Below are 19,780 nucleotides of genomic sequence, written 5' to 3'. Positions count from 1 at the left end.
GCGCCGATCGGAAACCGACGGGCGGGTCAGCGATCTGAGAGGGAACTGGCACCGGCGCCCGCAACGGGGCGTACACAAGTGCTGTCAGGACGATACCACATCTCGGACGAGCATGACTGTGAGTTGTGGCTCAGCGGCTCACCGGCTCGCGAGGAGCCCGTAGAGCAGCGGGATGCGCGGCTCGGGCAACCGCCACCAGCCCGACGCGGTGCGTTCCATACGGGGCCAGCGCGGCCAGGGCAGTTCGTCGCTCTCGCGCAACCGCCGGATGGTCAGTCCCGCCCCGATCAACGCGTTGACGACCTCGTCGATTCCGTGCATCCACTCGAAACTCTCGGTGGCCCCCGAAACCGCCGGCCCGTCGGTATAGGTGAACGTCGCGTCGCGGTGCACGGCACCCCGCGCACCCAAGTAGTCGTGCCGCAAGAGCAGTTCACCGGTATCACCCGGAGCGGGCTTGGGGCCCAGCGAGTTGAGCAGCGGATGGAACTCCACGATGTACAACAGGCCGCCGGGGCGCAGGAGTTGAGCGACTGTCTCCGCCCACCGTGTCAGGTCGGGCAGATAGCACAGGGCGCCCTTCCCGGTGTACACGACGTTGAACCGCCGCTCATCGAGGGCCTCGACGGCGTCGTACACGTTCGCCCGTACGTAGCTCACGTCGAGGCCCGCCTTCGCCGCGATGCCCCGGGCGGCCGTCACGGACGCCTCGGAGAAGTCGAGCCCGACGGCCCGCGCCCCGCGTTCGGCGAAGGCGAGGGTCTCCGTGCCGAGGTGACACTGGAGGTGCAGCACATCGCGGTCGGCCAGTGCGCCGAGGTCGTCCCACTCCCAGGGGGCGAACCAGCGCGACGGATCGAGGCTCTCGCCCAGGCCGTAGAAACGGCTGGCGAGATGGACGGGGGTGCGGGCGTCCCAGTTGGCCTGGTTGGCCCGCATCATCCGCGCGTGCTGGTCGGCGGTCATGGAGTCATCCAACCAAAACGCGCCCGCCGCCGAAGCGCGGACGCGTCTCTTCGGCCGGATCTGTCGACCGCCCCCGCTCAGGCGGACCCGGCGGCCTGCGCCTCCTGCGCGATCTGCTCGAACTGGGCGCCCATGGCCGCCGCCAGCTCCTGCGCGGCCGACAGGGGGCGGACCATGACTGTCAGCTCGTCGATCAGGCCGTTCTCGTCCAGGTGCAGGAAGTCGCAGCCCTGCAGCTCGCGGCCGCCGACCCGTGCCCTGAACACCAGCGCGTGGTCACGGCTGTCGGGCGCGCCGATCTCCCGCTCGTACCGGAAGTCCTCGAAAACCCGGATCACCGCACGCAGGATCGACGCGGTGATGGCCTTCCCGGTGTAGGGCCGGAACACGACCGGACTGGTGAACACGATGTCCTCCGCCAACAGTGCCTCGACGGCGTCGAGATCACGGGCGTCAACTGCCTCACGAAAAGCGCGCATCGGATCACCCTAAGGGGTGAACCGTCCGAGCGGGCGTCCTGGGCGCCGACCCGAGGACTCCTTCTAAGCTGGGCCGATGTTCAGCCCCGAAGGCCCGACGATCCGTGAACTCGCCGTGCAGGCCCTGTCGTCCGTGGAGCACGGCTACGACCTGCTCGCGGCGAAGTTCGACCACACGCCGTTCCGCACCCCGGACACGATCCTCGACGCGGTGACGTCGGCGCTCGGCCCGCTCGGACCCTTCGACGACGGACTCGACCTGTGCTGCGGCACCGGCGCCGGACTCACGGTGCTGGAACGGGTGTGCCGGGGGAGCGTCACCGGCATCGACATCAGCGCGGGCATGCTGGAAGTGGCCAGGCAGCGTAAGGGGATGGGCGAAGGGGCTGACGGACCCCGTGTCTCCCTCGTCCGAGGTGATGCCCGCGCCCTGCCCTTCGCGTCCGCCCCCTCGGCCGCCCCCGCCTTCGATCTGGTGGTCAGCTTCGGCGCGTTCGGGCACTTCCTGCTGGACGAACTGCCGGGACTGTTCGCCCAAGTTCATTCCGTACTGCGGCAGGGCGGGCGTTTCGCCTTTCCCATCGTGGCGCCGGCCCGCCCGGGAACGCTCGCCTACTGGGCGTTGCTGGGCTTCGACACGGTGATGAGGGTGCGCAACGCCGTCTGGCGGCCACCGTTCGTCATGTACTACCGGGACTTCCGACTGGCCGACGTACGAAGGGAGTTGACGCACGCCGGCTTCGACGTGGAGACCGTCGCGCTGCCCGAGTTCGGGCGACGCCCGGACGGCAGTCCGCGCTGCCGGATGGTGGTGGCGACGCGGACCGCCGGCGGGTACCCCGTCAGCTCTTGATGAACTCCAGCAGGTCGGCGTTGAACGCCTTCTCGAACTCGCCCACCAGGCCGTGCGGGGCGCCCGGGTAGACCTTCAGCGTCGCGTCCTTGACCAGCTGCGCCGCCTTCTCCGCCGAGGCGGCGATCGGCACGATCTGGTCGTCGGCGCCGTGCGCGATCAGCGTCGGTACGTCGATGCGGCCCAGGTCCTCGGTGAAGTCGGACTCAGAGAACTGCTTGACGCAGTCGTAGGCCGCCTTCAGCCCGACCTGCATGCTCCACAGCCAGAACGCGCGGCGCAGGCCCTCGGACGGGGTCGCGTCCGGACGGTTGAAGCCGAAGAAGGCCTCGCTGAGGTCCCAGTAGAACTGCGAACGGTCACCCTCGACGCCGGCCCGGATGCCGTCGAAGGCCTCCATGGGCGTGCCCTCGGGGTTGGTGTCCGTCCGCAGCATCACCGGGGGCACCGCGCCCAGCAGGACGACCTTGGCGACCCGGGCCGTGCCGTGTCGGCCGATGTAGCGGGTCACCTCGCCGCCGCCGGTGGAGTGGCCGACGAGGACGACGTTGTCGAGGTCCAGCGACTCGATCAGTTCGCCCAGGTCGTCCGCGTACTGGTCCATGTGGTTGCCCTGCCACGGCTGCGCGGAACGGCCGTGCCCCCGCCGGTCGTGCGCGACGGCCCGGAAGCCGTTCTCGGCGACCAGACGGGCCTGACCGTCCCATGCGTCCGCGTTCAGCGGCCAGCCGTGGCTGAACACCACCGGCTGCCCCGTCCCCCAGTCCTTGAAGAAGATCTCGGTTCCGTCGGAGGTGGTGAAGGTGCTCATGAATGCCTTTCAGGTGGAGACGTCATCCGACGGACGCGCGGTCCGCACTGTCTGCGGTACGCCGTCGGATGTCATGTCTCGAACCTATGCGCACGCCGCCTTCACCGAATCTGTCATCCGACTGCACCTGCCATCCAGCCGGTACGACCCACTCAGTCCCTGTGGTCCTTACCTGAGGTCAGAGCGCGCTGTAGAGCGCGTCGATGAGTGCCATCTTGCGTGGGTCGTCGGCGATATGGGGCCCCATACGGTTCATGACATACCCCAGGGACACTCCGCCGTCCGGGTCGGCCAGGCCGCAGGAACCGCCGAAGCCGTCATGGCCGTACGCCCTCGGATTCGGCCCGTAGGATCCGTTGGGCCCACTGAGCCACAGCCCGAGTCCGATCTCCGTCTCGTGGTCGAAGCCCGCGCCGAGCACCAGGTCGCGGCAGCTGCCCTGTCCCTCGCGCACCCGCTCGGCCGACTCGGGGGAGAGGATGCGACGTCCGCCGTACGAGCCCTGTCCCGCGAACACTCCGTACAGGGCGGCGATCGCACGCGCCGTGCCGTGGCCGTTGGCCGCCGGTATCTCGGCGGCCCGCCACCCTGGGCTGTTCGCCTCGGCCGCGCCCGCGAGGGGATTGGCCAGGGCGGCGATGGCGGCAGGCGTCAACTGGGCGAAGATCGCGGCCTGTTCGCTGCTGGAGGCAGCAGGCGGCTGCACCAGTTCGGCGGCCCGCCCGGCCTCCTTCTCCGGCAGTCCGAGGCGGAAGTCGATGCCCAGCGGCCCGGTCACCTCGCGCTCCAGGAAGGCGCCCGGCAGCAGCCCCGACACCCGGCGGACCACCTCGCCGACCAGGAAGCCGTAGGTGATCGCGTGATAGCCGGACTGTGTCCCCGGCTCCCACCAGGGCTCCGTCGCCGCCAGCCGACTGGTCGTCAGCTCCCAGTCGTAGAGCTCCGCCAGCGAGTGCGGCTCCCGCAGGCCGGACAGACCCGAGCGGTGCGACAGCAGATGCCGTACGAGGACGCCCTCCTTGCCGGCCGCCGCGAACTCCGGCCAGTACGTGGCCACCGGGGCGTCGAGGTCGAGCAGCCCCCGGTCGGCGAGGATGTGCGCGCACAGCGCCGTCGGCCCCTTCGACGTCGACCACACGTTGACGAGCGTGTCGTGCTCCCACGCGCGCGTGCGCCCCGAGTCGGCCCAGCCGCCCCACAGGTCGACCACGGTCTCGCCGTCGACCGTGACGCTCACCGCGGCGCCCAGTTCCTCGCGGTCGCGGAAGTTCTCCTCGAACGCCGTGCGCACCGCCGCGAAGCGTGCGTCGCAGTCGCCGTGAACGAGTGGGACGTGCTCGGACATGGGTCCTCCGTGGTTCGCCGGAACACCGGGCCACGACGCTGTGACCCGGCACCGATGAACATACCGACTGGTCGGATCGCGCGGAAGGCGTCGGAGTCGACCAGTCGGCCACCGGCCCGTCAGGCGTACGAGCGCAGCCAGCTCATCTTCGTCGCCTCCTGGTAGGGGCCGCCGCCCTCGTGGTCGTTGAAGTCGTAGACCTCGACCTTCTTGTCGTCGTGCGCCCAGGCGTTGAACGCGGCGAACACCGTGGAGGGCGGGCAGGTCTGGTCCTCCAGGGCCGTCGAGAAGAGTGCCGGGGACCGGCCGCGGGCCGCGAAGTGCACGCCGTCGAAGTAGGCGAGCGTCTTCAGCGCGTCGGCCGTACGGCCGCGGTGGGTCTTGAGATAACTGCCGATCTCGCGGTAGGGGTGACGGTCCGTGAGGGTCGCCGCGCGCGGGAAGTCGCACAGGAACGGCACGTCCGGGGCGACCGCGACCAGGTCCGGGACCAGCCCGCCGACCGCGATCGTGATCCCGCCGCCCTGACTGGAACCCAGCGCCACCGTGCGCGCCGCGTCGACGAGCGGATGCGAACGGGCCGCCTCCACCGCGCGCACCGCGTCCGTGTAGACCCGCCGGTAGTAGTAGTTCTCGGGCGCGTCGATGCCACGGGTCATGAACCCGGGGTACGAGGGCGCGTTGCCCACCGGGTCGGCCGTACCGCCACCGCCGCCCCAGGCGCTGCCCTGGCCGCGTGTGTCCATGGCGAAGTGGGCCCGGCCGGTCGACGCCCACAGCAGGTTCTCGTGCGGCAGACCGCGTCCGCCGCCGTAGCCGATGAACTCCACGACCACCGGCAGCGGTTCGGAGGCGCCGGCGGGCAGCCGCAGCCAGCCCTTCACCGGATGGCCGCCGAATCCGGCGAACGTCACGTCGTACACGTCGACCGTGGTCAGACCTGTGTCCACCGGTTCGAAACGGGCGTCCAGGTCGTGTTCCCGGGTCTCCTGGAGCGTCTTGGACCAGAAGGCGTCGAAGTCCTCGGGCTCCGCGGACGCGCTGCGGTACTCGATGAGTTCGTCGAGGGGGAGGTCGAACTGGGCCATGCAGGACCACCTTCGCGGGTAGTGGCAAGCGCTTGCGGATGATCACACCGTACGTGGGAGGGCCCGCGACCCGCCAGGCCGCGCGCCCCTGCCGGGAGCCCCGCGCGGACCGCGCACCTCTACGATGACGCCCATGCCGACTGCTGTGGAACTGCTGGTCAGGGATGCCGAACTGCTCGTCGTGGACGGCGCGCGCGAGATTCCCGGCGGGTGGGTCGCCGTCGACGGCGGACGCGTCACCGCCGTGGGCACCCCCGGGACCGAGCCCGAGGCGCTGCGCGTCGTTTCGGCGGCCGGGCGACTCGTCACCCCGGGCCTGATCAACACGCACCACCACATCTACCAGAACCTCACCCGCTCCTACGCGCCCGCCGTCAATGGCACCCTCTTCGACTGGCTGACCACCCTCTACCCGCTGTGGGCCGCACTCGACGAGGAGGCGGCGTACGTTTCCGCGTACGTCGGCATGGCCGAACTCCTCATGGGCGGCTGCACCACCTCCTCCGACCACCTGTACGTCCACCCCCGTCCCGGGCTCGTCGACGCCGAGATCCGTGCCGCCCGCGACATCGGCTTCCGCTTCCACGCCACCCGCGGTTCGATGACCCGGTCCGTGGAGGACGGCGGTCTGCCGCCCCGAAGCGTCACCCAGACCGAGGACGAGGTCCTCGCCGACAGCGAACGGCTGATCAAGGCCCACCACGACCCGCAATCGGGCGCGCTGATCCGGGTCGCCCTCGCCCCCTGCTCACCCTTCTCGGTGACCAAGGAGCTCATGACCGCCACCGCCGAACTCGCCGAGCGGTACGACGTACGCCTCCACACGCATCTCGCGGAGGACCACGACGAGGACACGTACTGCCTGGAGACATACGGCTGCCGGCCCGTCGAGTACTTCGAGGAGGCCGGGTGGATGAGCGACCGCACCTGGGTCGCGCACTGCATCTACCCGAACGACGCCGAACTGCGCCGGCTGGCCGCCGCGGGCGTCGGCGTCGCGCACTGCCCCAGCTCCAACATGCTCATCGGCGGCGGCACGGCCCGCGTGAAGGAGATGCGTGAACTGGGGCTGCCCGTCGGCATCGGCTGCGACGGCTCCGCCTCCACCGATCACGCCTCGCTCTGGATGGAGACACGCGGCGCCCTGCTCCTCGGCCGCTACCGGGGCGGCCCCGGCGCCATGACCGCGCGCGACGCCCTCGACATCGCCACCCGGGGCTCGGCGCGCTGTCTGGGACGCGCCGACGAACTCGGGCATCTGCGGCCTGGGGCCTGCGCCGACCTGGTCGTCTGGGACCTGCACGAGGTCGCGCTCGCCGGTGCGCTCAGCGACCCCGTGGAGGCGTGGCTGCGCTGCGGACCGGCCCGCGCGTGGACGACGGTGGTCGCCGGACGCGTCCTCGTCGACCGGGGCGAACCCGTCCTTTCGGGACTGCGGGACGCGCTCACCGACCATGGCCGGATCGCCCGCCGGATGCAGGAGATGGCATAGAGACGTATGGATTACGGCCGCCGTCCCGTCCACTCCGGTTCCGTGCGCGCCCACGCGCGTTCCCATTCCCCGAGCCGACGCTGAACGACCGTACGGCGTAAGGCGGTTCGGGTGACGAGGACCAGTCCGGCGGTCACGCCGGTGGCGCAGATGCCCACGGCCACCGTGTGCTGCCGGACCGCGGCGGCGCCCGGCGGCGGGGCGACGATCCGTCCGCGCCGGTCGAGCCACAGATCGATGGTGTCACCACGGCGTGTACCGGCCGGCACATGTGCCGTCGCCGTGTGAGTCCCCGCCCCGGGCTCCGTCCACAGCACCCGCACGCGGTACAGGTACTGACGGCCGGCGAGCGCGGGAGGCGCCGCCCCCGTTCCGGCCGCGGCGACGGCCACCGCGTGGACGCGATGACGCTCGGCACGCTGTGCCGTGACCGTCGCGCGCCCTTCGTCGTACGCCCAGCGCGCCGAAAGCAGCCCGGCCAGGGGCGCGCCGACGAACAGCGTCACGGCGAGGACGAGCCTCGTCCACGCCTCCACGACGTCCGACCGGCGCCGCAGCGGATTGCGCCGCCGGCGCAGGCCGTACACCCGCGTCAGCCCTGGGACTCCCACCGGCCCATCGTCGCCCGTGCCACCGTGTGAACGGGAGCCGCGCACGAGAGTCAGCGCGCACGACGGGCTCGCGCCCCCGTGGGCCCGGCGCACCACCCTGGCACCGAGGCCCGGTCCTGGCCTCAGCCGAAGCGTTCGATCCGGATCCGGTCCACGGGCTGGCCCGCCGCCACCAGCAGACGTGAGGCGTGCTCGGCGAACGCGTTGGAGCCGCACACATACGCCTCCCAGCCACCCGGCGGCTGCTCGGCCGCCAGCGCCGATGCCACCTGGGCGGCCGCCAGCCTGCCGACCGGCTGACCTTCGGGCGCCCGGCGGGTGAAGACGGGCGTGGTCTCGGCCCCGTACTCCCGCGCGTAGATCAGCTCCTCGGGGCCGCGCGCGGACACCAGCAGCCGCAGCGGCACGGTCAGGCCGCGCGCGCGGTGGTGGCGGATCATCGACATCAGCGGTACGACCCCGGAGCCCGCGCCGATCAGCAGCGCGGGCCGGTCGCCCGGCCAGGCGAAGAAGCCGCTGAGCGGGCCGCGCACCTCCACCTCGTCGCCGGGCTTGGCCACCGTGTGGAACCAGCCGGAGACCTCGCCGCCCACGACGTGGTCCAGGGTCAGTTCGATGTGACCGGCGTCGTCCGGCGGTGACGCGATCGAATAGTGGCGCTGGGCCGTGTAACCGTCGTCGGCCCGCAGCCGCAGCATCAGATGCTGGCCGGGCAGATGACCCGCCCAGCCCGGCACCGCGAACCGGAAGGTGGACGCGTGGGGCGTCTCCCGGCGGACCTCGGTGAGCGTCGCCGTCTGCCAGAGGGCCGCCGCACGACTGCTGACGGCGATCCGGCCGGGCACCGCGAAACGGGTCGGCGGGACGAAGGCCTCAGTCACCGGAGTACCTCTGTTCCTCCCAGGGGTTGCCGCGCGCGTGATAGCCGTTCTGCTCCCAGAACCCCGGCTCGTCGTGGTCGAGGAGGCGCAGGCCCGCGATCCACTTGGCGCTCTTCCAGAAGTACAGGTGCGGCACCAGCAGCCGCGCGGGGCCACCGTGCTCGGCGGGCAGCGGCCGGCCCTCGTACTCCCAGGCGATCCACGCCCGGCCGCCGGTCAGATCGGCGAGCGGGAGGTTCGTGGTGTACCCGGTGTGCGAGTAGGCGACGGCGTGCGTGGCGGACGCGTCCGGCCGTACCGCGTCGAGGAACGCGTCCAGTGACACGCCGCCGAAGCGCACCCCGAACTTCGACCAGCTCGTCACACAGTGGATGTCACCCTCGTACGCCGACGCGGGCAGCGCGTGGGCCTCGGCCCAGTCCCAGGTGCGGGGTTCGGCCACCAGGCCGTCGATCCGGAAGGACCAGTCCGCGGGCGCCAGATCGGGGGTGACCTCGGCGGACAGGACGGGCCAGTCGTCGCCCGCGTCGTACTGGCCGGGCGGCAGACCGGAGTTGTGGACGCGCGGGCGTCCGGTGAAGCCTCGGGTGACGTTCATGGGGTGGGGCGCCTCACGGTCAGGCCTGGTCAGTGGGTCGCGTACCACCGTACGGGGTCGGCGTGGGTGCCCCGGACGCCGGGTCGGCGGTGATCATTGCGGGTGTATGAACTCTCCACCGGTCTCCGCACCCACGGGAATAGCGCTCGGGCGATCGGCCTTGGCGTTGAGTGCGGATCCTGGTGATCGGCGCCGATCGACCGGTCAGTGAACAAGGAAAGTGGGAGCAGATGCCCAAGGCGTACGTCTTCACACGGTTCGGCGGTCCGGAGACCGAGGCGTTGATCGACGTGGACCGGCCGAGCCCCGGGCCCGGACAGCTGCTCGTGGCGGTCCGCGCGGCCGGTGTGAACCCCGTCGACTGGAAGCAGCGCACCGGCTACGCCCGCGCGGGTGGCGCGGCGCGCGAACTGCCCGCCGTCTTCGGCAACGAGGTCGCCGGGGTCGTCACGGAGGTCGGTGAGGACGTCACCGGGTTCGCCGTCGGGGACGAAGTCTTCGGCAACCCGGTCGCCGGCGGCTACGCCGAGTACGCGCTGCTGCCGGTCACGGTGACCGCCGCCAAGCCGGCCGCGCTCTCCTTCACGGACGCGGCGACCCTGCCCGTCGCGGCGGCGACCGCGTACGACGGCGTGGGCCAGCTCGCCCTGCCCGAGGGCGCGACCCTGCTGGTCACCGGCGCGGGCGGCGGCGTCGGCGCCGCGATCGTCCAGATCGCCCGGACCCGGGGACTGCGGGTCGTCGGCGTCGCGAGCGACGGCAAGAAGGACTTCGTCGAGTCGTTGGGCGCGGTGCACGTGCCGTCCGGCCCCGGACTGGCGGAGCGGGTGCGGGCGGCGGCCCCGGAGGGCGTCGACGGCGTGTACGACGTCGTCGGCGGCGAGGTGCTCGCCGAGGCGGCGACCCTGCTGGCCGACCGCACGAAGCTGGTCACGGTGGGCGCGTCCGCCGAAGCCGTGGAGGAGCTGGGCGGCGCCCGGGTCGTCCGCGCCCGAAACGCCGCCGTCCTCGAGGCGGTCGCGGACCTCGTCGTACGCGGCGACCTGAACCCGCATGTGACCGGCACCTTCCCGCTCGACCGGGCCGACGAGGCCCTGCGCACGGTCGAGGAGGGCCATACGCGCGGCAAGATCGTGATCGAGGTCGCCCGATGAACGTCGACACGGCGCATGTCCTCGACAATCCCGCCCTGGCCTCGCTGACCGGCCCGCACGCCCACTTCGCCGAGCGGCGCGGCAGGGTGCTGCGCTACCCCGTCGACGTGTCGCCGTGGCTGGCGTTGCCCGACGAGCCCGTCGCCGACGACTGGGCCGATGTCGCCCGGCTCGCGGGCCCCGGTGCGGAGGTGCCACTGGCGGGTTTCGCGGGACGGGTCCCGGAGGGCTGGGAGATCACGTTCGAGATCGAGGGCGTGCAGTTGGTGGATGACGGCCTCCTCGCCGAGCCGGACCCGGAGTCGGTCCGCCTCGGCCCCGCAGACGTGCCCGAGATGCTCGACCTCGTCGAACGGACCCAGCCCGGCCCGTTCCTGCCCCGTACCGTCGAGATGGGCACCTATCTGGGCATCCGCCGGGACGGCGCCCTCGTCGCCATGGCGGGGGAGCGGCTGCATCCGCCCGGCTGGACCGAGATCAGCGCGGTCTGCACCGATCCCGCGGTTCGCGGCCAGGGCCTGGCGACCCGACTGATCCGCGCGGTCGGACACGGCATCCGGGAACGCGGAGAGACGCCCTTCCTGCACACCGCCGCACGGAACACCCACGCCATCCGGCTCTACGAGTCTCTCGGCTTCCGGCTGCGCCGCAGAACCGCGTTCCTGGCCGCCCGCGTACCTGAACGCCTGGGCGACGAGCGGGAGTTGGCGGTGCCGTAGCGGGAACAACTGGAGTTGGGGAGCCCGCGCTCGACTGTTCGGGTAGTGTTGCCGTCCGGCTGTGGAACGCCCCAGCCGGACATCGTCACGGGAGGTGAGACCCATTACCGCTGTGTCAGGTCGGGTGCTCTCATCTCGAGGCAGCGCGGGCCGCCTCCGCTAGGCGACCGCGAGAGCGCCCTTCGGCTTTCGAAAGGCTCTCCATTCAATGCCCCCCAGTTCTTCTTCGCCCGCCTCCACCCCGGCTCCCGTCGTCGCCGCCCTGCGCGCCGCCGGCTGTGTCTTCGCCGAGGACGAGGCACGCCTGATACTCGCCACCGCCCGTGACCCGCAGGAACTGGCCGCCATGGTCGCCCGTCGCGCCTCGGGCCTGCCGCTCGAACACGTCCTGGGCTGGGCCGAGTTCGGCGGACTGCGCATCGCCGTCGAGGCCGGCGTGTTCGTGCCGCGCAGACGCACCGAGTTCCTGGTCGCCGAGGCCCTCGCCCAGGCCCCGGACGCCTCCGTCGTCGTGGACCTGTGCTGCGGCTCGGGCGCGGTCGGCGCCGCGCTGGCCGCCGCGCTCACCGGCGTCGAACTGCACGTCGCCGACATCGACCCTGCGGCCGTGCGCTGCGCCCGCAGCAATGTCGCCGCGTACGGCGGCCACGCACACGAGGGCGACCTGTTCGACGCCCTGCCCGCCGACCTGCGCGGCCGGGTCGGCATCCTCGCCGCCAACGTGCCCTACGTCCCCACCGACGAGGTGGGGCTGCTGCCCCCGGAAGCGCGCGACCACGAACCCCTGGTCGCCCTGGACGGCGGCGGCGACGGCCTCGACGTACTGCGCAGGGTCGCCGCCGGGGCACGCCGGTGGCTGGCCCCCGGCGGCTGCCTCCTCGTCGAGACGAGCGAACGCCAGGCACCGTCCGCGATCGAGGCGTTCGAGGCAGGCGGCCTGGCCACGCGGCTCGCGATCTCCGAGGAGCTGTACGCGACCGTGGTGATCGGCGTCGGCCACTAGGGCCTGTCGTCGCGAGGCAGGCGGGAATTTGACGACAGGCCCTAGACACGCCGGGCGGCCGTCGGCCGTCCGCGCGAGCACTCTCGCGTGGGGGACCGGCGGCCGTCGCGCGGGCCCGGCTCAGAGGCGGTGGGGCTTGGCACGCCGGCGCAGTACCCAGGCCGCCGCCACCACACCGATCGCGACCAGCGCGCCGCCCGCCACCAGGGTGACGGTGCCGTAGTCCCTGGCGGCACCGCCGAGTCCGCCCATCACGCCCCTGCTGGGGGCGGAGGCCGTGGCGGAGATGGTGGGCGTCGAGGTGGGAACGGTGGGTGTCGGGGCGGTGCTGACGATGACCGCCTGGGAACCGGCGGTGGAACCGTTCGCGCAGCGCACGGTGACGGTGTGGGTGCCGACGGGGACATCGGACCAGACGGCGGACTGACTGGTGCTCGTGCCCGACAGCGTGACCACACGCCCGTCGTTGAAGGCCCGCTGGCTGCTGTTGAGGAGCGAGGCGCTGCCGTAGCCGCTGCCGCTGCTGGTAGGGCAGGCGCTGGTGGTCACCGAGACCGTCGACCCGCTGGTGCTCACGGAGATCCCGGCCGCCGAAGCGGTCTGGGCGGTGAGGGCGAGCGGAAGCACGGAGATGGCCGCCACGGTCAGGCCGGATCGGAGGAGGAGTGGAACGGTTCGCATGTGGACTGCCCTCCGGCGGCACGGTTGGCGGTACGTCCCATGCGCCGCCGAGGGGTCGGGGATCGCCCGTGCTGCCTCGGGGCCAGCCAACGTGCCCCCGGCCGGGGCCGCACCCGGACGGCCACCGGGCAGGTGACGGATTCGTTCGTACGGCGGACCGCCGATGCGCCGTGCGGGCGACCCGGGCCCGACACCGACGGCGTCGCCCTACGGCGCCGTCGTCACCGACCGCTCCGCCGAGAACCCGCCCCAAGTGCCGTCCGGCAGCCGCGCCCTGATCCGCACCCGGTGGACGGTCCCGGCTTCCCGGCCCACATAGAAGCTGTACGAGGCCCGTCCGCGCGGAGCGGGCCCGCCCCATACGAGGGAGGTCGCCGGACGCCCGTCCAGCTGGATGTCGTACTCCGTGATCACGCCGTCCGCACGCGGCGGCACCCAGGACAGGTCGAGGTAGTACGCCCCGGCGGAGGGACGGGTCGCCGCACGGAAACCGGTGGGGGCGGTGGCGCGGCCGGCGTCGGTGCCCGGCGCGGTGGTCAGCCGTACGGGGGCAGCGGCGGGGGAGACGTTGTCGGCGGCGTCGCGCGCGCGGACTGTGAAGGTGTAGTCGGTGCCCGGTCGCAGCCCGGTGACCACGGCCGCCGTCCGGTCCCCGCCCACGGTGTGGATTCTCACGGCGCCCTGGTAGATGTCGTACGAGACCACACCCCGGTCGTCCGTCGACGCGCCCCACGACAACTCCGCCGACCGGCTGCCGGCCCGGTCGCCCCGCGTACGGCCTGGGCGGGTCGGTGCGGCGGTGTCCGCGGGGGAGGCGGCGGGGGTCCTCGCGCGGACGCCCGCGCTGGGTGGCCCGGAGTGCCCGTCCGCGTTCCGCGCCCGCACGGTGAAGACGTACGCGGTGGACGGTGCGAGCCCGACGACATCCACCATGTGCTCCGAACCGGGCACCTCCCTGACCTTCACCTCGCCCCGGTACACCTCGTACACGGCCGCCGCGGGCCCGTCCGGCGCCCGGTTCCACATCACATGGACGCTGGTGGCGCTGCCCGCGGCGGCCGTGACCCCGGCCGGGGCGGGCGGGAGCCGGACCCCCGTACCGCTCCCGTCCCCGCTCCAGGCGCAGGAGACGGTGAGCAGCAGCCCCCCGCCCACGACAGTCACGTACCGGACGACGTGTCGCACAGCTGCCCCTCCTCCGCCCTCCCGCACGGTATTGGTCCGGACCAATATGGACCCGGCGGGGTGTGCGCACAAGGGGGGCGCGGTTGTCCTACGGCCGCCGCGATTACGTATGCTGACGCTCATCAAGGCTGAACTCGCCCTGTCGTTGCGGCAGTTCATGTCAGGGGCGCGGAACCGCTGTCGTCGCAGGACCCGCGCCGGTGCGGGCGGCCGGGCGGCCGGAGCCGACGCAGGCTCAGACGCCCGGCCCCTGTCGGGAGTTCGGGGCATGCACCGTACGGCCCCCTAACGGTGGCCACGTGATCGGACCGGCACCAGATTGGACCGAGTGTCCGTCAGATCCCCCAGGAGAGGCCTCCTATCGTGCGTGTCCAGACGCTGACGCTCGCCGCGGCCGGCGCCGCCCTGCTCGCCCCGACCACGCTGCCCGGCGCCCTCCACTCGCACGAACCGGTGCGGTACGAGGGCAGCGTCCGGGCCGCCGACCTGCTGGCCAGGGTGCGTGACTGCGCGCCCGTGTCCCACGGCCACTACCGCAGCGATGCCGGAACCCGGGCCGACATCCCTGTCTGCGGGACTGCGGAAGCCGTGTTCTGGAAGGCCGACATGGACATCGACTGCGACGGCAGCCCGGGGCCGCGCTGCAACAGCCGCACCGACCCGTCCTTCGCCGACAGCACCGCCTACCAGCAGTCCGACGGCCGTCAACTGGACCCCGAACGCCTGCCGTTCATCGTCGTACCGGTCGCCAGCAGCATCTGGAACTACCGTGAATACGGCATCCGGGGCGGCTCGGTCGCCGCCGTCGTCTACAAGGACCGGGTGCAGTACGCGGTCGTCGGCGACACCGGCCCGCGCGACATCATCGGCGAGGCCTCCTACGCCACCGCCGACGCGCTCGGCATCAACCCCGACCCGCACGGCGGCGGGGCCCCCTACGGAGTCACGTACATCGTCTTCAAGAACTCCAGGGTGTCGCCGATCGAGGACCACGCGGCGGCGGTGGAGCTGGGAGAGCAGCTGGCGAAACAATTCGTGGGCCAGGTCGACGCGTTCGACGACAGCAGCGAGAGCGACCAGGGCGACCAGATCGGCGACAGCAGTGCGAGCGACGTGAGCATCGACAGCAACGCGAGCAACGCGAGCAACGCGAGCAACGTAAGCAACGGGAGTGACGTGAGCGATGGGGGCAACGGGAGCGACGGGGGCATGAACGGCGGGGGCATGAACGGCGGCTGAGCCGGCCCGCCCGGACGGGCCCCGGCAGACGCGGCGGGCCGGTCGTCCAACCGTACCCCGCCGCTTCCTCCCCGCCCTCCCTCACGCCTTCCGGTACGTGTACGCCTCCGCGGCCGCCGCCTCGACCGCCGCGAGGTCGGCTCCCGTCGACGCCGTGACGACCGCCGCCACCGCGCCCTCGACGAACGGCGCGTCCACCAGCCGGGTCCCGGCCGGGAGTTCGTCGCCCTCCGCCAGCAGCGCCTTCACCGTGAGGACCGCACTGCCCAGATCCATCAGGACGGCGACTCCGGCCCCCTGGTCCACGGAACGGGCCGCCGCCGTGATCAGCTCGGCGCTCGTGCCGAGCCCGCCGGACTCGGTGCCGCCGGCCGCGGCGACGGGAACGGTCGCACCGCCGCCCACGAGCCCCCGGGCCAGATCCGCCACCGAGTCGGCCACCGCCGCGCTGTGCGACACCAGTACGACCCCGACCAACCCCTCGCCGCCCACGCCGTCGCCGTCACTCACCGGCGGTCTCCGCGAGAGCCGCGATCAGCAGCGCCGCCGAGGTGGCCCCCGGATCCTGGTGACCGACGCTGCGCTCGCCGAGATAACTCGCCCTGCCCTTACGGGCCCGCAGCGGCGTCGTCGCGAGGGCGCCCTGTTCGGCGGCCGTGCGCGCGGCGGCGAACGACTCACCGAGGGCGTCCACGGCGGGCACCAAGGCGTCGATCATCGTCTTGTCGCCGGGCACCGCACCGCCGAGCGTCATCACCGCGTCCACCCCGGCGCGCAGCGCCTGCGCGAAGTCCGGCGCGCTCACCTCGGCCGTCTCACCGAGCGCCTTGCCCGTCCGGCGCAGCAGGGTCCCGTACAGGGGTCCGGAGGCGCCGCCGACCGTCGAGATGAGTTGGCGTCCGGCGAGGGTGAGGACGGCGCCCGGCGTGTCGGGTGCGTCCTTCTCCAGGACGTCGGCCACGGCGTTGAAGCCGCGGCGCAGATTGCTGCCGTGGTCGGCGTCGCCGATCGGCGAGTCCAGAGCGGTGAGCCGCTCCGCCTCACGGTCGACGGACACGGCCGTCGCCGTCAGCCAGCGCCGGAAGAAGTCGGCGTCGAGCACAGGGTTCTCCTTGCGTGGTAGGTACGTCGGTCTCGCTGTCGAACCCGGCTGTGACCGCCGGTTCGCGCCCGTCCGGGCTCACATGCCCCAGCGCAGACCCGCCGTACGCACCGGCGCGTCATAGAGCCCGAGAAGATCCTCGTCGATCTCGCACAGGGTCACCGAGGCCCCGGCCATGTCGAGCGAGGTGACGTAGTTCCCGACCAGGGTGCGGGCCACGGCGACCCCGCGCCCGTCCAGCACGCGCTGCACCTCGGCGTTGAACCCGTACAGCTCCAGCAGCGGCGTCGCGCCCATCCCGTTGACCAGCAGCAGCACGGGATTACGCGGGTTCAGGTCCTCCAGTACGGCCTCCACCGCGAAGTCGGCGATCTCCCCCGAGGTCATCATCGGGCGCCGCTCCCGGCCGGGTTCACCGTGGATGCCCACGCCCAACTCCAGCTCGCCCGGCGGCAGATCGAAGGTGGGGCTGCCCTTGGCGGGGGTGGTGCAGGCGCCGAGTGCGACGCCGAAGGTGCGGGAGCCGTCGTTGACCCGCTGGGCGATGGAGCGCACCCGCTCCAACGGGCGCCCTTCCTCCGCCGCCGCACCGGCGATCTTCTCCACGAACAGGGTGCCGCCCGTGCCACGCCGTCCGGCCGTGTAGAGGCTGTCGGTCACGGCGACGTCGTCGTTGACGAGGACCTTCGCGACCTGGATGCCCTCGTCCTCGGCGAGTTCGGCCGCCATGTCGAAGTTGAGGACGTCGCCGGTGTAGTTCTTCACGATGAACAGCACGCCCTCCCCGCTGTCCACGGCGGCCGCGGCCCGCACCATCTGGTCGGGCACGGGAGACGTGAACACCTCACCCGGGCAGGCCGCCGACAGCATCCCCGGCCCCACGAACCCTCCGTGCAACGGCTCATGGCCCGACCCGCCACCCGAGACGAGGGCGACCTTTCCGGCAACGGGCGCGTCCCGCCGCACGATCACCCGGTTCTCCACATCGACGGTCAACTCGGGATGGGCCGCCGCCATACCCCGCAGCGCGTCGGCGACCACGGTCTCCGGAACGTTGATGAGCATCTTCACGGGTACCTCCTGGTGAGATCAGCAGATGAGCCTCTGACCTGAGTTTTTGCTGGTCAGAGTTCGGTTGTGCCAGTTGTCCATGGCGGGGTGTCAGATGCGGTCGGTGTACTGGTTGAACGATTCCATATGCCTGCTCTCGGAAGTATCGACGCTGACCGGGCGCGGGTCACGTGTGCGACAGCGGCCATGGTGAGCCGGAGGCGGCCGCAGGTGGGCCAGGGCGAGCAGGGCTTACCCGTCGCCGTAGCGCTGAAGCGGACAGATCCAGCCCGGACGGGCAGTCAAACACGGCGAAGCTCCTGGCGGAGAAGGTTGGTCTTGGTCGACCACCCATCTGCCAGGAGCTTCAGCCTGCGTCAGCCGGCGGGGCTGAGCTGCCACCGTTGGTCCGCGCTGCCGTTGTCCGTCCACTGCACGGCGGTGGCTCCCGCGGACGTGGACGCGCTGGAGACGCCGAGCAGCAGGCCGCTGTTCTTGTTCACCAGCTTGACGTAGCCGCCGCCGTCGTCGACCACCTGCCACCGCTGGTCCGCGCTGCCGTTGTCGGTCCACTGCACGGCGGTGGCGCCTGCCGCCGTGGAGGCGCTGGAGATGCCCAGCAGCAGGCCGCTGTTCACATTCACGATCTTGTAGTAGCCCGCTTCAGCGGCCACCAGCTTCCACTGCTGGTTGGTCGTGGTGTCGGGATCGAGCTGCACGGCCCCGCCGCCGGGAGCGGTCGAGGATCCGGAGACGCCCAGGTTGAGGTTGCTGTTCTTGTCGATGATCTTCATTGCCGGGGCCGTCTGGCTCGCCACGGTGATCTGGCCGGGGTAGGCGCTCACCAGGGGGCTGGTGACCGACGACGGTGCGTCGGTGTTGACCACGATCCGGTCGCTCATCCCGTCGTAGTGCACGGACAGGCTGTAGAACACCGTGGAGTCGGCGGGCTGGATCTGCGCGACGGCGGCGGCGATGATCTGCTGGACCTTGTCGGCGGTGAACAGGACGCTCTTGGCGGTGGTGGGGGTGGGCCAGCTGGTCGGGGTGGCGCCGCTGGAGTCGGTCCAGCTGGTCGGCTGCTGCAGGTTGTTGATGTCCCCCGAGTAGTCGGACGGGAAGATGATCACCGGGCCGATCTTCGGATCCTGGAAGGAGGCCAGGGCGCAGTTGTAGTCGGCCAGGGCCTGCAGCTGCTCGCTCGCGGCGGTCTCGCCCCCGGCGTTGCCGGGGTTGGTGTCGAGCGAGACCTGGGGCGCGCACGTGGTGGGCGCGGTGTTGGCGGGCGGCCCCTGGATGACGAGCTGGTTGGGGTACTGGGTGACCAGCGGGTCGGTGATGGACGAGGGGGCGTTGGTCTGCGCGATGATCCGGTCGCTCATGCCGTCGTAGTGCACGGACAGGGAGTAGGTGGTGTCGCCGTCGGGCTGGATCGCGTTGACGACCGCGTCCTGCACGGTGTCGATCTGGTCCTGGGTGAACATGACGCTCTTGGCGGTGGTGGTGGTGGGCCAGCTGGTCGGGGTGGCGCCGGTGGAGTCGGTCCAGCCGCTCGGGTGCTGCAGGTTGTTGATGTCGCCGGTGTAGTCGGACGGGAAGATGATGACGGGACCGATGTTCGGGTCTTCGAACGCGGTCAGGGCGCCGTTGTATTCGGCGAGTTCCTCCACTTCCTCCCACTGGGCGCCGGCGTCGGCCTGGACCTGGGTGGCGTTCAGGGCGTGGTCGTAGACGCGGAAGTTGCGCATCTTGCCCTTGAAGTAGTGGTCCGTGGCGTACAGGGAGCGGCCGATGAAGTCCGCGGCGGTGACGCCGCCGCCGATCGCACCCGGCGTGACGTTGATCGAGGTGTTCTGGGACACCTGCACGCCGTCCTTGTAGAGGGTGCCGGTGGTGCCGGTCTGGGTGTAGGTGACGTGTGTCCAGGTTCCGGACGGCAGCGCGGTGCCGGGGCTGGTGGTCTTCTCGCCGGTGTAGTTGGTGGTGGTGATGGAGCTGCGGAAGTTGCTGCCGCCGGCCATCAGGTAGCCGTTGCCCTGGCCGTTGCCGGTGTTGGTGTTGCCGAAGCCGTAGAGGAAGTACGGGGTGGTCTGGGTCGAGTCGATCCATGTGTCGAAGGAGACGGTGATGGAGTTCAGCCCCGCCATGATGTTGTTGGGGGCCTGGATGTAGGTGTCGGTGCCGTCGAAGGTCAGGCCCTGGTCGCCGCCCCAGGAGGCGGTGCCCTTGACGGTGCCGTCGTTGCCGTGGCCGGAGGAGTCGGTGGCGACCGTGCCCGAGGCCTCGTTGAGCGGGTACCACAGCAGCAGGCCGTTGACTGTGTCGGCATGCGCGGGCTCGGCCGGCAGCAGTGAGCCGGCCCCCAGCAGCAGGGGCAAAAGGGCGAACAGAGCGAAGCGTGAGCGCCCCCAGGGCGTGGTGCGTCTGTGGCCCGGCGCTGTGAATGCGTTTTCCGGCATGGTCTTCCTCGGGTGCGGGAGGTGGGCGGTCACGGTGGCGTACGCGTCGCCTGGTGCGTTGGAA

At 71.6% G+C, this 19,780-nt stretch carries 19 protein-coding genes and 1 pseudogene; 6 read left to right on the top strand and 14 right to left on the bottom strand.

Annotated features, from left to right (window positions below; genetic code table 11):
• Positions 1-138: 138 nt before the first annotated feature.
• On the bottom strand, positions 139-966 hold the full coding sequence (locus ABZ855_RS17860; RefSeq protein ID WP_360807770.1) for a class I SAM-dependent methyltransferase: 828 nt from the start codon (positions 964-966) through the stop codon (positions 139-141).
• 77 nt (positions 967-1,043) lie between these two features.
• A complete protein-coding gene (locus tag ABZ855_RS17855; protein ID WP_360807768.1) occupies positions 1,044-1,445 on the bottom strand; it encodes a nuclear transport factor 2 family protein in 402 nt (133 codons plus the stop codon).
• 76 nt (positions 1,446-1,521) lie between these two features.
• Here ABZ855_RS17855 and ABZ855_RS17850 point away from each other — a divergent pair, with 76 nt between their 5' ends.
• Entirely contained in the window at positions 1,522-2,298 is a 777-nt protein-coding gene (locus ABZ855_RS17850) for a class I SAM-dependent methyltransferase (protein ID WP_360807766.1), read from the top strand.
• Here the strand turns inward: ABZ855_RS17850 and ABZ855_RS17845 are convergent.
• The 3 genes from ABZ855_RS17845 to ABZ855_RS17835 all read right to left on the bottom strand — a co-directional run bounded on the left by ABZ855_RS17845 (position 2,288) and on the right by ABZ855_RS17835 (position 5,542).
• Positions 2,288-3,109: an alpha/beta hydrolase gene (locus ABZ855_RS17845; protein WP_360807764.1), complete on the bottom strand. Its 822-nt coding sequence runs from the start codon at positions 3,107-3,109 to the stop codon at positions 2,288-2,290. The two genes, ABZ855_RS17850 and ABZ855_RS17845, sit on opposite strands and share 11 nt — an antisense overlap.
• Positions 3,110-3,287: 178 nt before the next feature.
• Complete coding sequence (locus ABZ855_RS17840; RefSeq protein WP_360807762.1) at positions 3,288-4,454, bottom strand: serine hydrolase domain-containing protein; 1,167 nt, start codon at positions 4,452-4,454, stop codon at positions 3,288-3,290.
• Between the two features lie 119 nt (positions 4,455-4,573).
• Entirely contained in the window at positions 4,574-5,542 is a 969-nt protein-coding gene (locus tag ABZ855_RS17835) for an acetylxylan esterase (RefSeq protein WP_319202815.1), read from the bottom strand.
• 133 nt (positions 5,543-5,675) lie between these two features.
• Between ABZ855_RS17835 and ABZ855_RS17830 the strand changes: the two genes are divergently transcribed.
• Entirely contained in the window at positions 5,676-7,034 is a 1,359-nt protein-coding gene (locus tag ABZ855_RS17830; RefSeq protein ID WP_360807759.1) for an 8-oxoguanine deaminase, read from the top strand.
• Positions 7,035-7,045: 11 nt separating this feature from the next.
• Here ABZ855_RS17830 and ABZ855_RS17825 read toward each other — a convergent pair whose 3' ends face one another.
• The 3 genes from ABZ855_RS17825 to ABZ855_RS17815 all read right to left on the bottom strand — a co-directional run bounded on the left by ABZ855_RS17825 (position 7,046) and on the right by ABZ855_RS17815 (position 9,124).
• On the bottom strand, positions 7,046-7,645 hold the full coding sequence (locus ABZ855_RS17825) for a hypothetical protein (RefSeq protein ID WP_360807757.1): 600 nt from the start codon (positions 7,643-7,645) through the stop codon (positions 7,046-7,048).
• 122 nt (positions 7,646-7,767) lie between these two features.
• Positions 7,768-8,526 carry a ferredoxin reductase gene (locus tag ABZ855_RS17820; RefSeq protein WP_360807755.1) on the bottom strand — a complete coding sequence of 253 codons (759 nt, stop codon included), beginning with the start codon at positions 8,524-8,526 and terminating at the stop codon, positions 7,768-7,770.
• Positions 8,519-9,124, bottom strand: a complete 606-nt coding sequence (locus ABZ855_RS17815) for a sulfite oxidase-like oxidoreductase (RefSeq protein ID WP_360807753.1) — start codon at positions 9,122-9,124, stop codon at positions 8,519-8,521. The genes ABZ855_RS17820 and ABZ855_RS17815 overlap by 8 nt, the downstream gene beginning before the upstream one ends.
• Before the next feature lie 230 nt (positions 9,125-9,354).
• Here ABZ855_RS17815 and ABZ855_RS17810 point away from each other — a divergent pair, with 230 nt between their 5' ends.
• The 3 genes from ABZ855_RS17810 to ABZ855_RS17800 all read left to right on the top strand — a co-directional run bounded on the left by ABZ855_RS17810 (position 9,355) and on the right by ABZ855_RS17800 (position 12,000).
• On the top strand, positions 9,355-10,278 hold the full coding sequence (locus tag ABZ855_RS17810) for an NADP-dependent oxidoreductase (protein WP_360807751.1): 924 nt from the start codon (positions 9,355-9,357) through the stop codon (positions 10,276-10,278).
• A complete protein-coding gene (locus ABZ855_RS17805) occupies positions 10,275-10,997 on the top strand; it encodes a GNAT family N-acetyltransferase (RefSeq protein ID WP_360807749.1) in 723 nt (240 codons plus the stop codon). Before ABZ855_RS17810 ends, ABZ855_RS17805 begins: the two co-directional genes overlap by 4 nt.
• Before the next feature lie 208 nt (positions 10,998-11,205).
• Positions 11,206-12,000, top strand: coding sequence for a putative protein N(5)-glutamine methyltransferase (locus ABZ855_RS17800; RefSeq protein WP_360807747.1), 795 nt, complete (start codon positions 11,206-11,208; stop codon positions 11,998-12,000).
• Positions 12,001-12,120: 120 nt separating this feature from the next.
• Here the strand turns inward: ABZ855_RS17800 and ABZ855_RS17795 are convergent, their stop codons facing one another.
• Together ABZ855_RS17795 and ABZ855_RS17790 are read right to left on the bottom strand one after the other, a co-directional pair.
• A complete protein-coding gene (locus ABZ855_RS17795) occupies positions 12,121-12,681 on the bottom strand; it encodes a hypothetical protein (RefSeq protein WP_360807745.1) in 561 nt (186 codons plus the stop codon).
• 207 nt (positions 12,682-12,888) lie between these two features.
• A complete protein-coding gene (locus tag ABZ855_RS17790; protein ID WP_360808055.1) occupies positions 12,889-13,824 on the bottom strand; it encodes a fibronectin type III domain-containing protein in 936 nt (311 codons plus the stop codon).
• A gap of 405 nt (positions 13,825-14,229) precedes the next feature.
• Here ABZ855_RS17790 and ABZ855_RS17785 point away from each other — a divergent pair.
• A pseudogene (locus tag ABZ855_RS17785) lies at positions 14,230-14,907 on the top strand (glycoside hydrolase family 75 protein); the annotation flags it as partial.
• A gap of 279 nt (positions 14,908-15,186) precedes the next feature.
• Here the strand turns inward: ABZ855_RS17785 and ABZ855_RS17780 are convergent.
• The 4 genes from ABZ855_RS17780 to ABZ855_RS17765 form a co-directional block, all read right to left on the bottom strand.
• Positions 15,187-15,597: a PTS fructose transporter subunit IIA gene (locus tag ABZ855_RS17780; protein ID WP_360808053.1), complete on the bottom strand. Its 411-nt coding sequence runs from the start codon at positions 15,595-15,597 to the stop codon at positions 15,187-15,189.
• A gap of 10 nt (positions 15,598-15,607) precedes the next feature.
• Positions 15,608-16,207, bottom strand: a complete 600-nt coding sequence (dhaL, locus tag ABZ855_RS17775) for a dihydroxyacetone kinase subunit DhaL (protein ID WP_360807743.1) — start codon at positions 16,205-16,207, stop codon at positions 15,608-15,610.
• A gap of 78 nt (positions 16,208-16,285) precedes the next feature.
• Positions 16,286-17,278, bottom strand: a complete 993-nt coding sequence (gene dhaK, locus ABZ855_RS17770; RefSeq protein WP_360807741.1) for a dihydroxyacetone kinase subunit DhaK — start codon at positions 17,276-17,278, stop codon at positions 16,286-16,288.
• 356 nt (positions 17,279-17,634) lie between these two features.
• A complete protein-coding gene (locus ABZ855_RS17765; protein ID WP_360807739.1) occupies positions 17,635-19,716 on the bottom strand; it encodes an RICIN domain-containing protein in 2,082 nt (693 codons plus the stop codon).
• Positions 19,717-19,780: the final 64 nt, after the last annotated feature.

The sequence above is a fragment of the Streptomyces sp. NPDC047042 genome, from assembly GCF_040644035.1.
In the GTDB taxonomy this organism is placed as follows: Bacteria; Actinomycetota; Actinomycetes; order Streptomycetales; family Streptomycetaceae; genus Streptomyces.
Note: the sequence above shows the minus strand (reverse complement) of the source record. Positions and strands in the feature narration are given on the sequence as shown.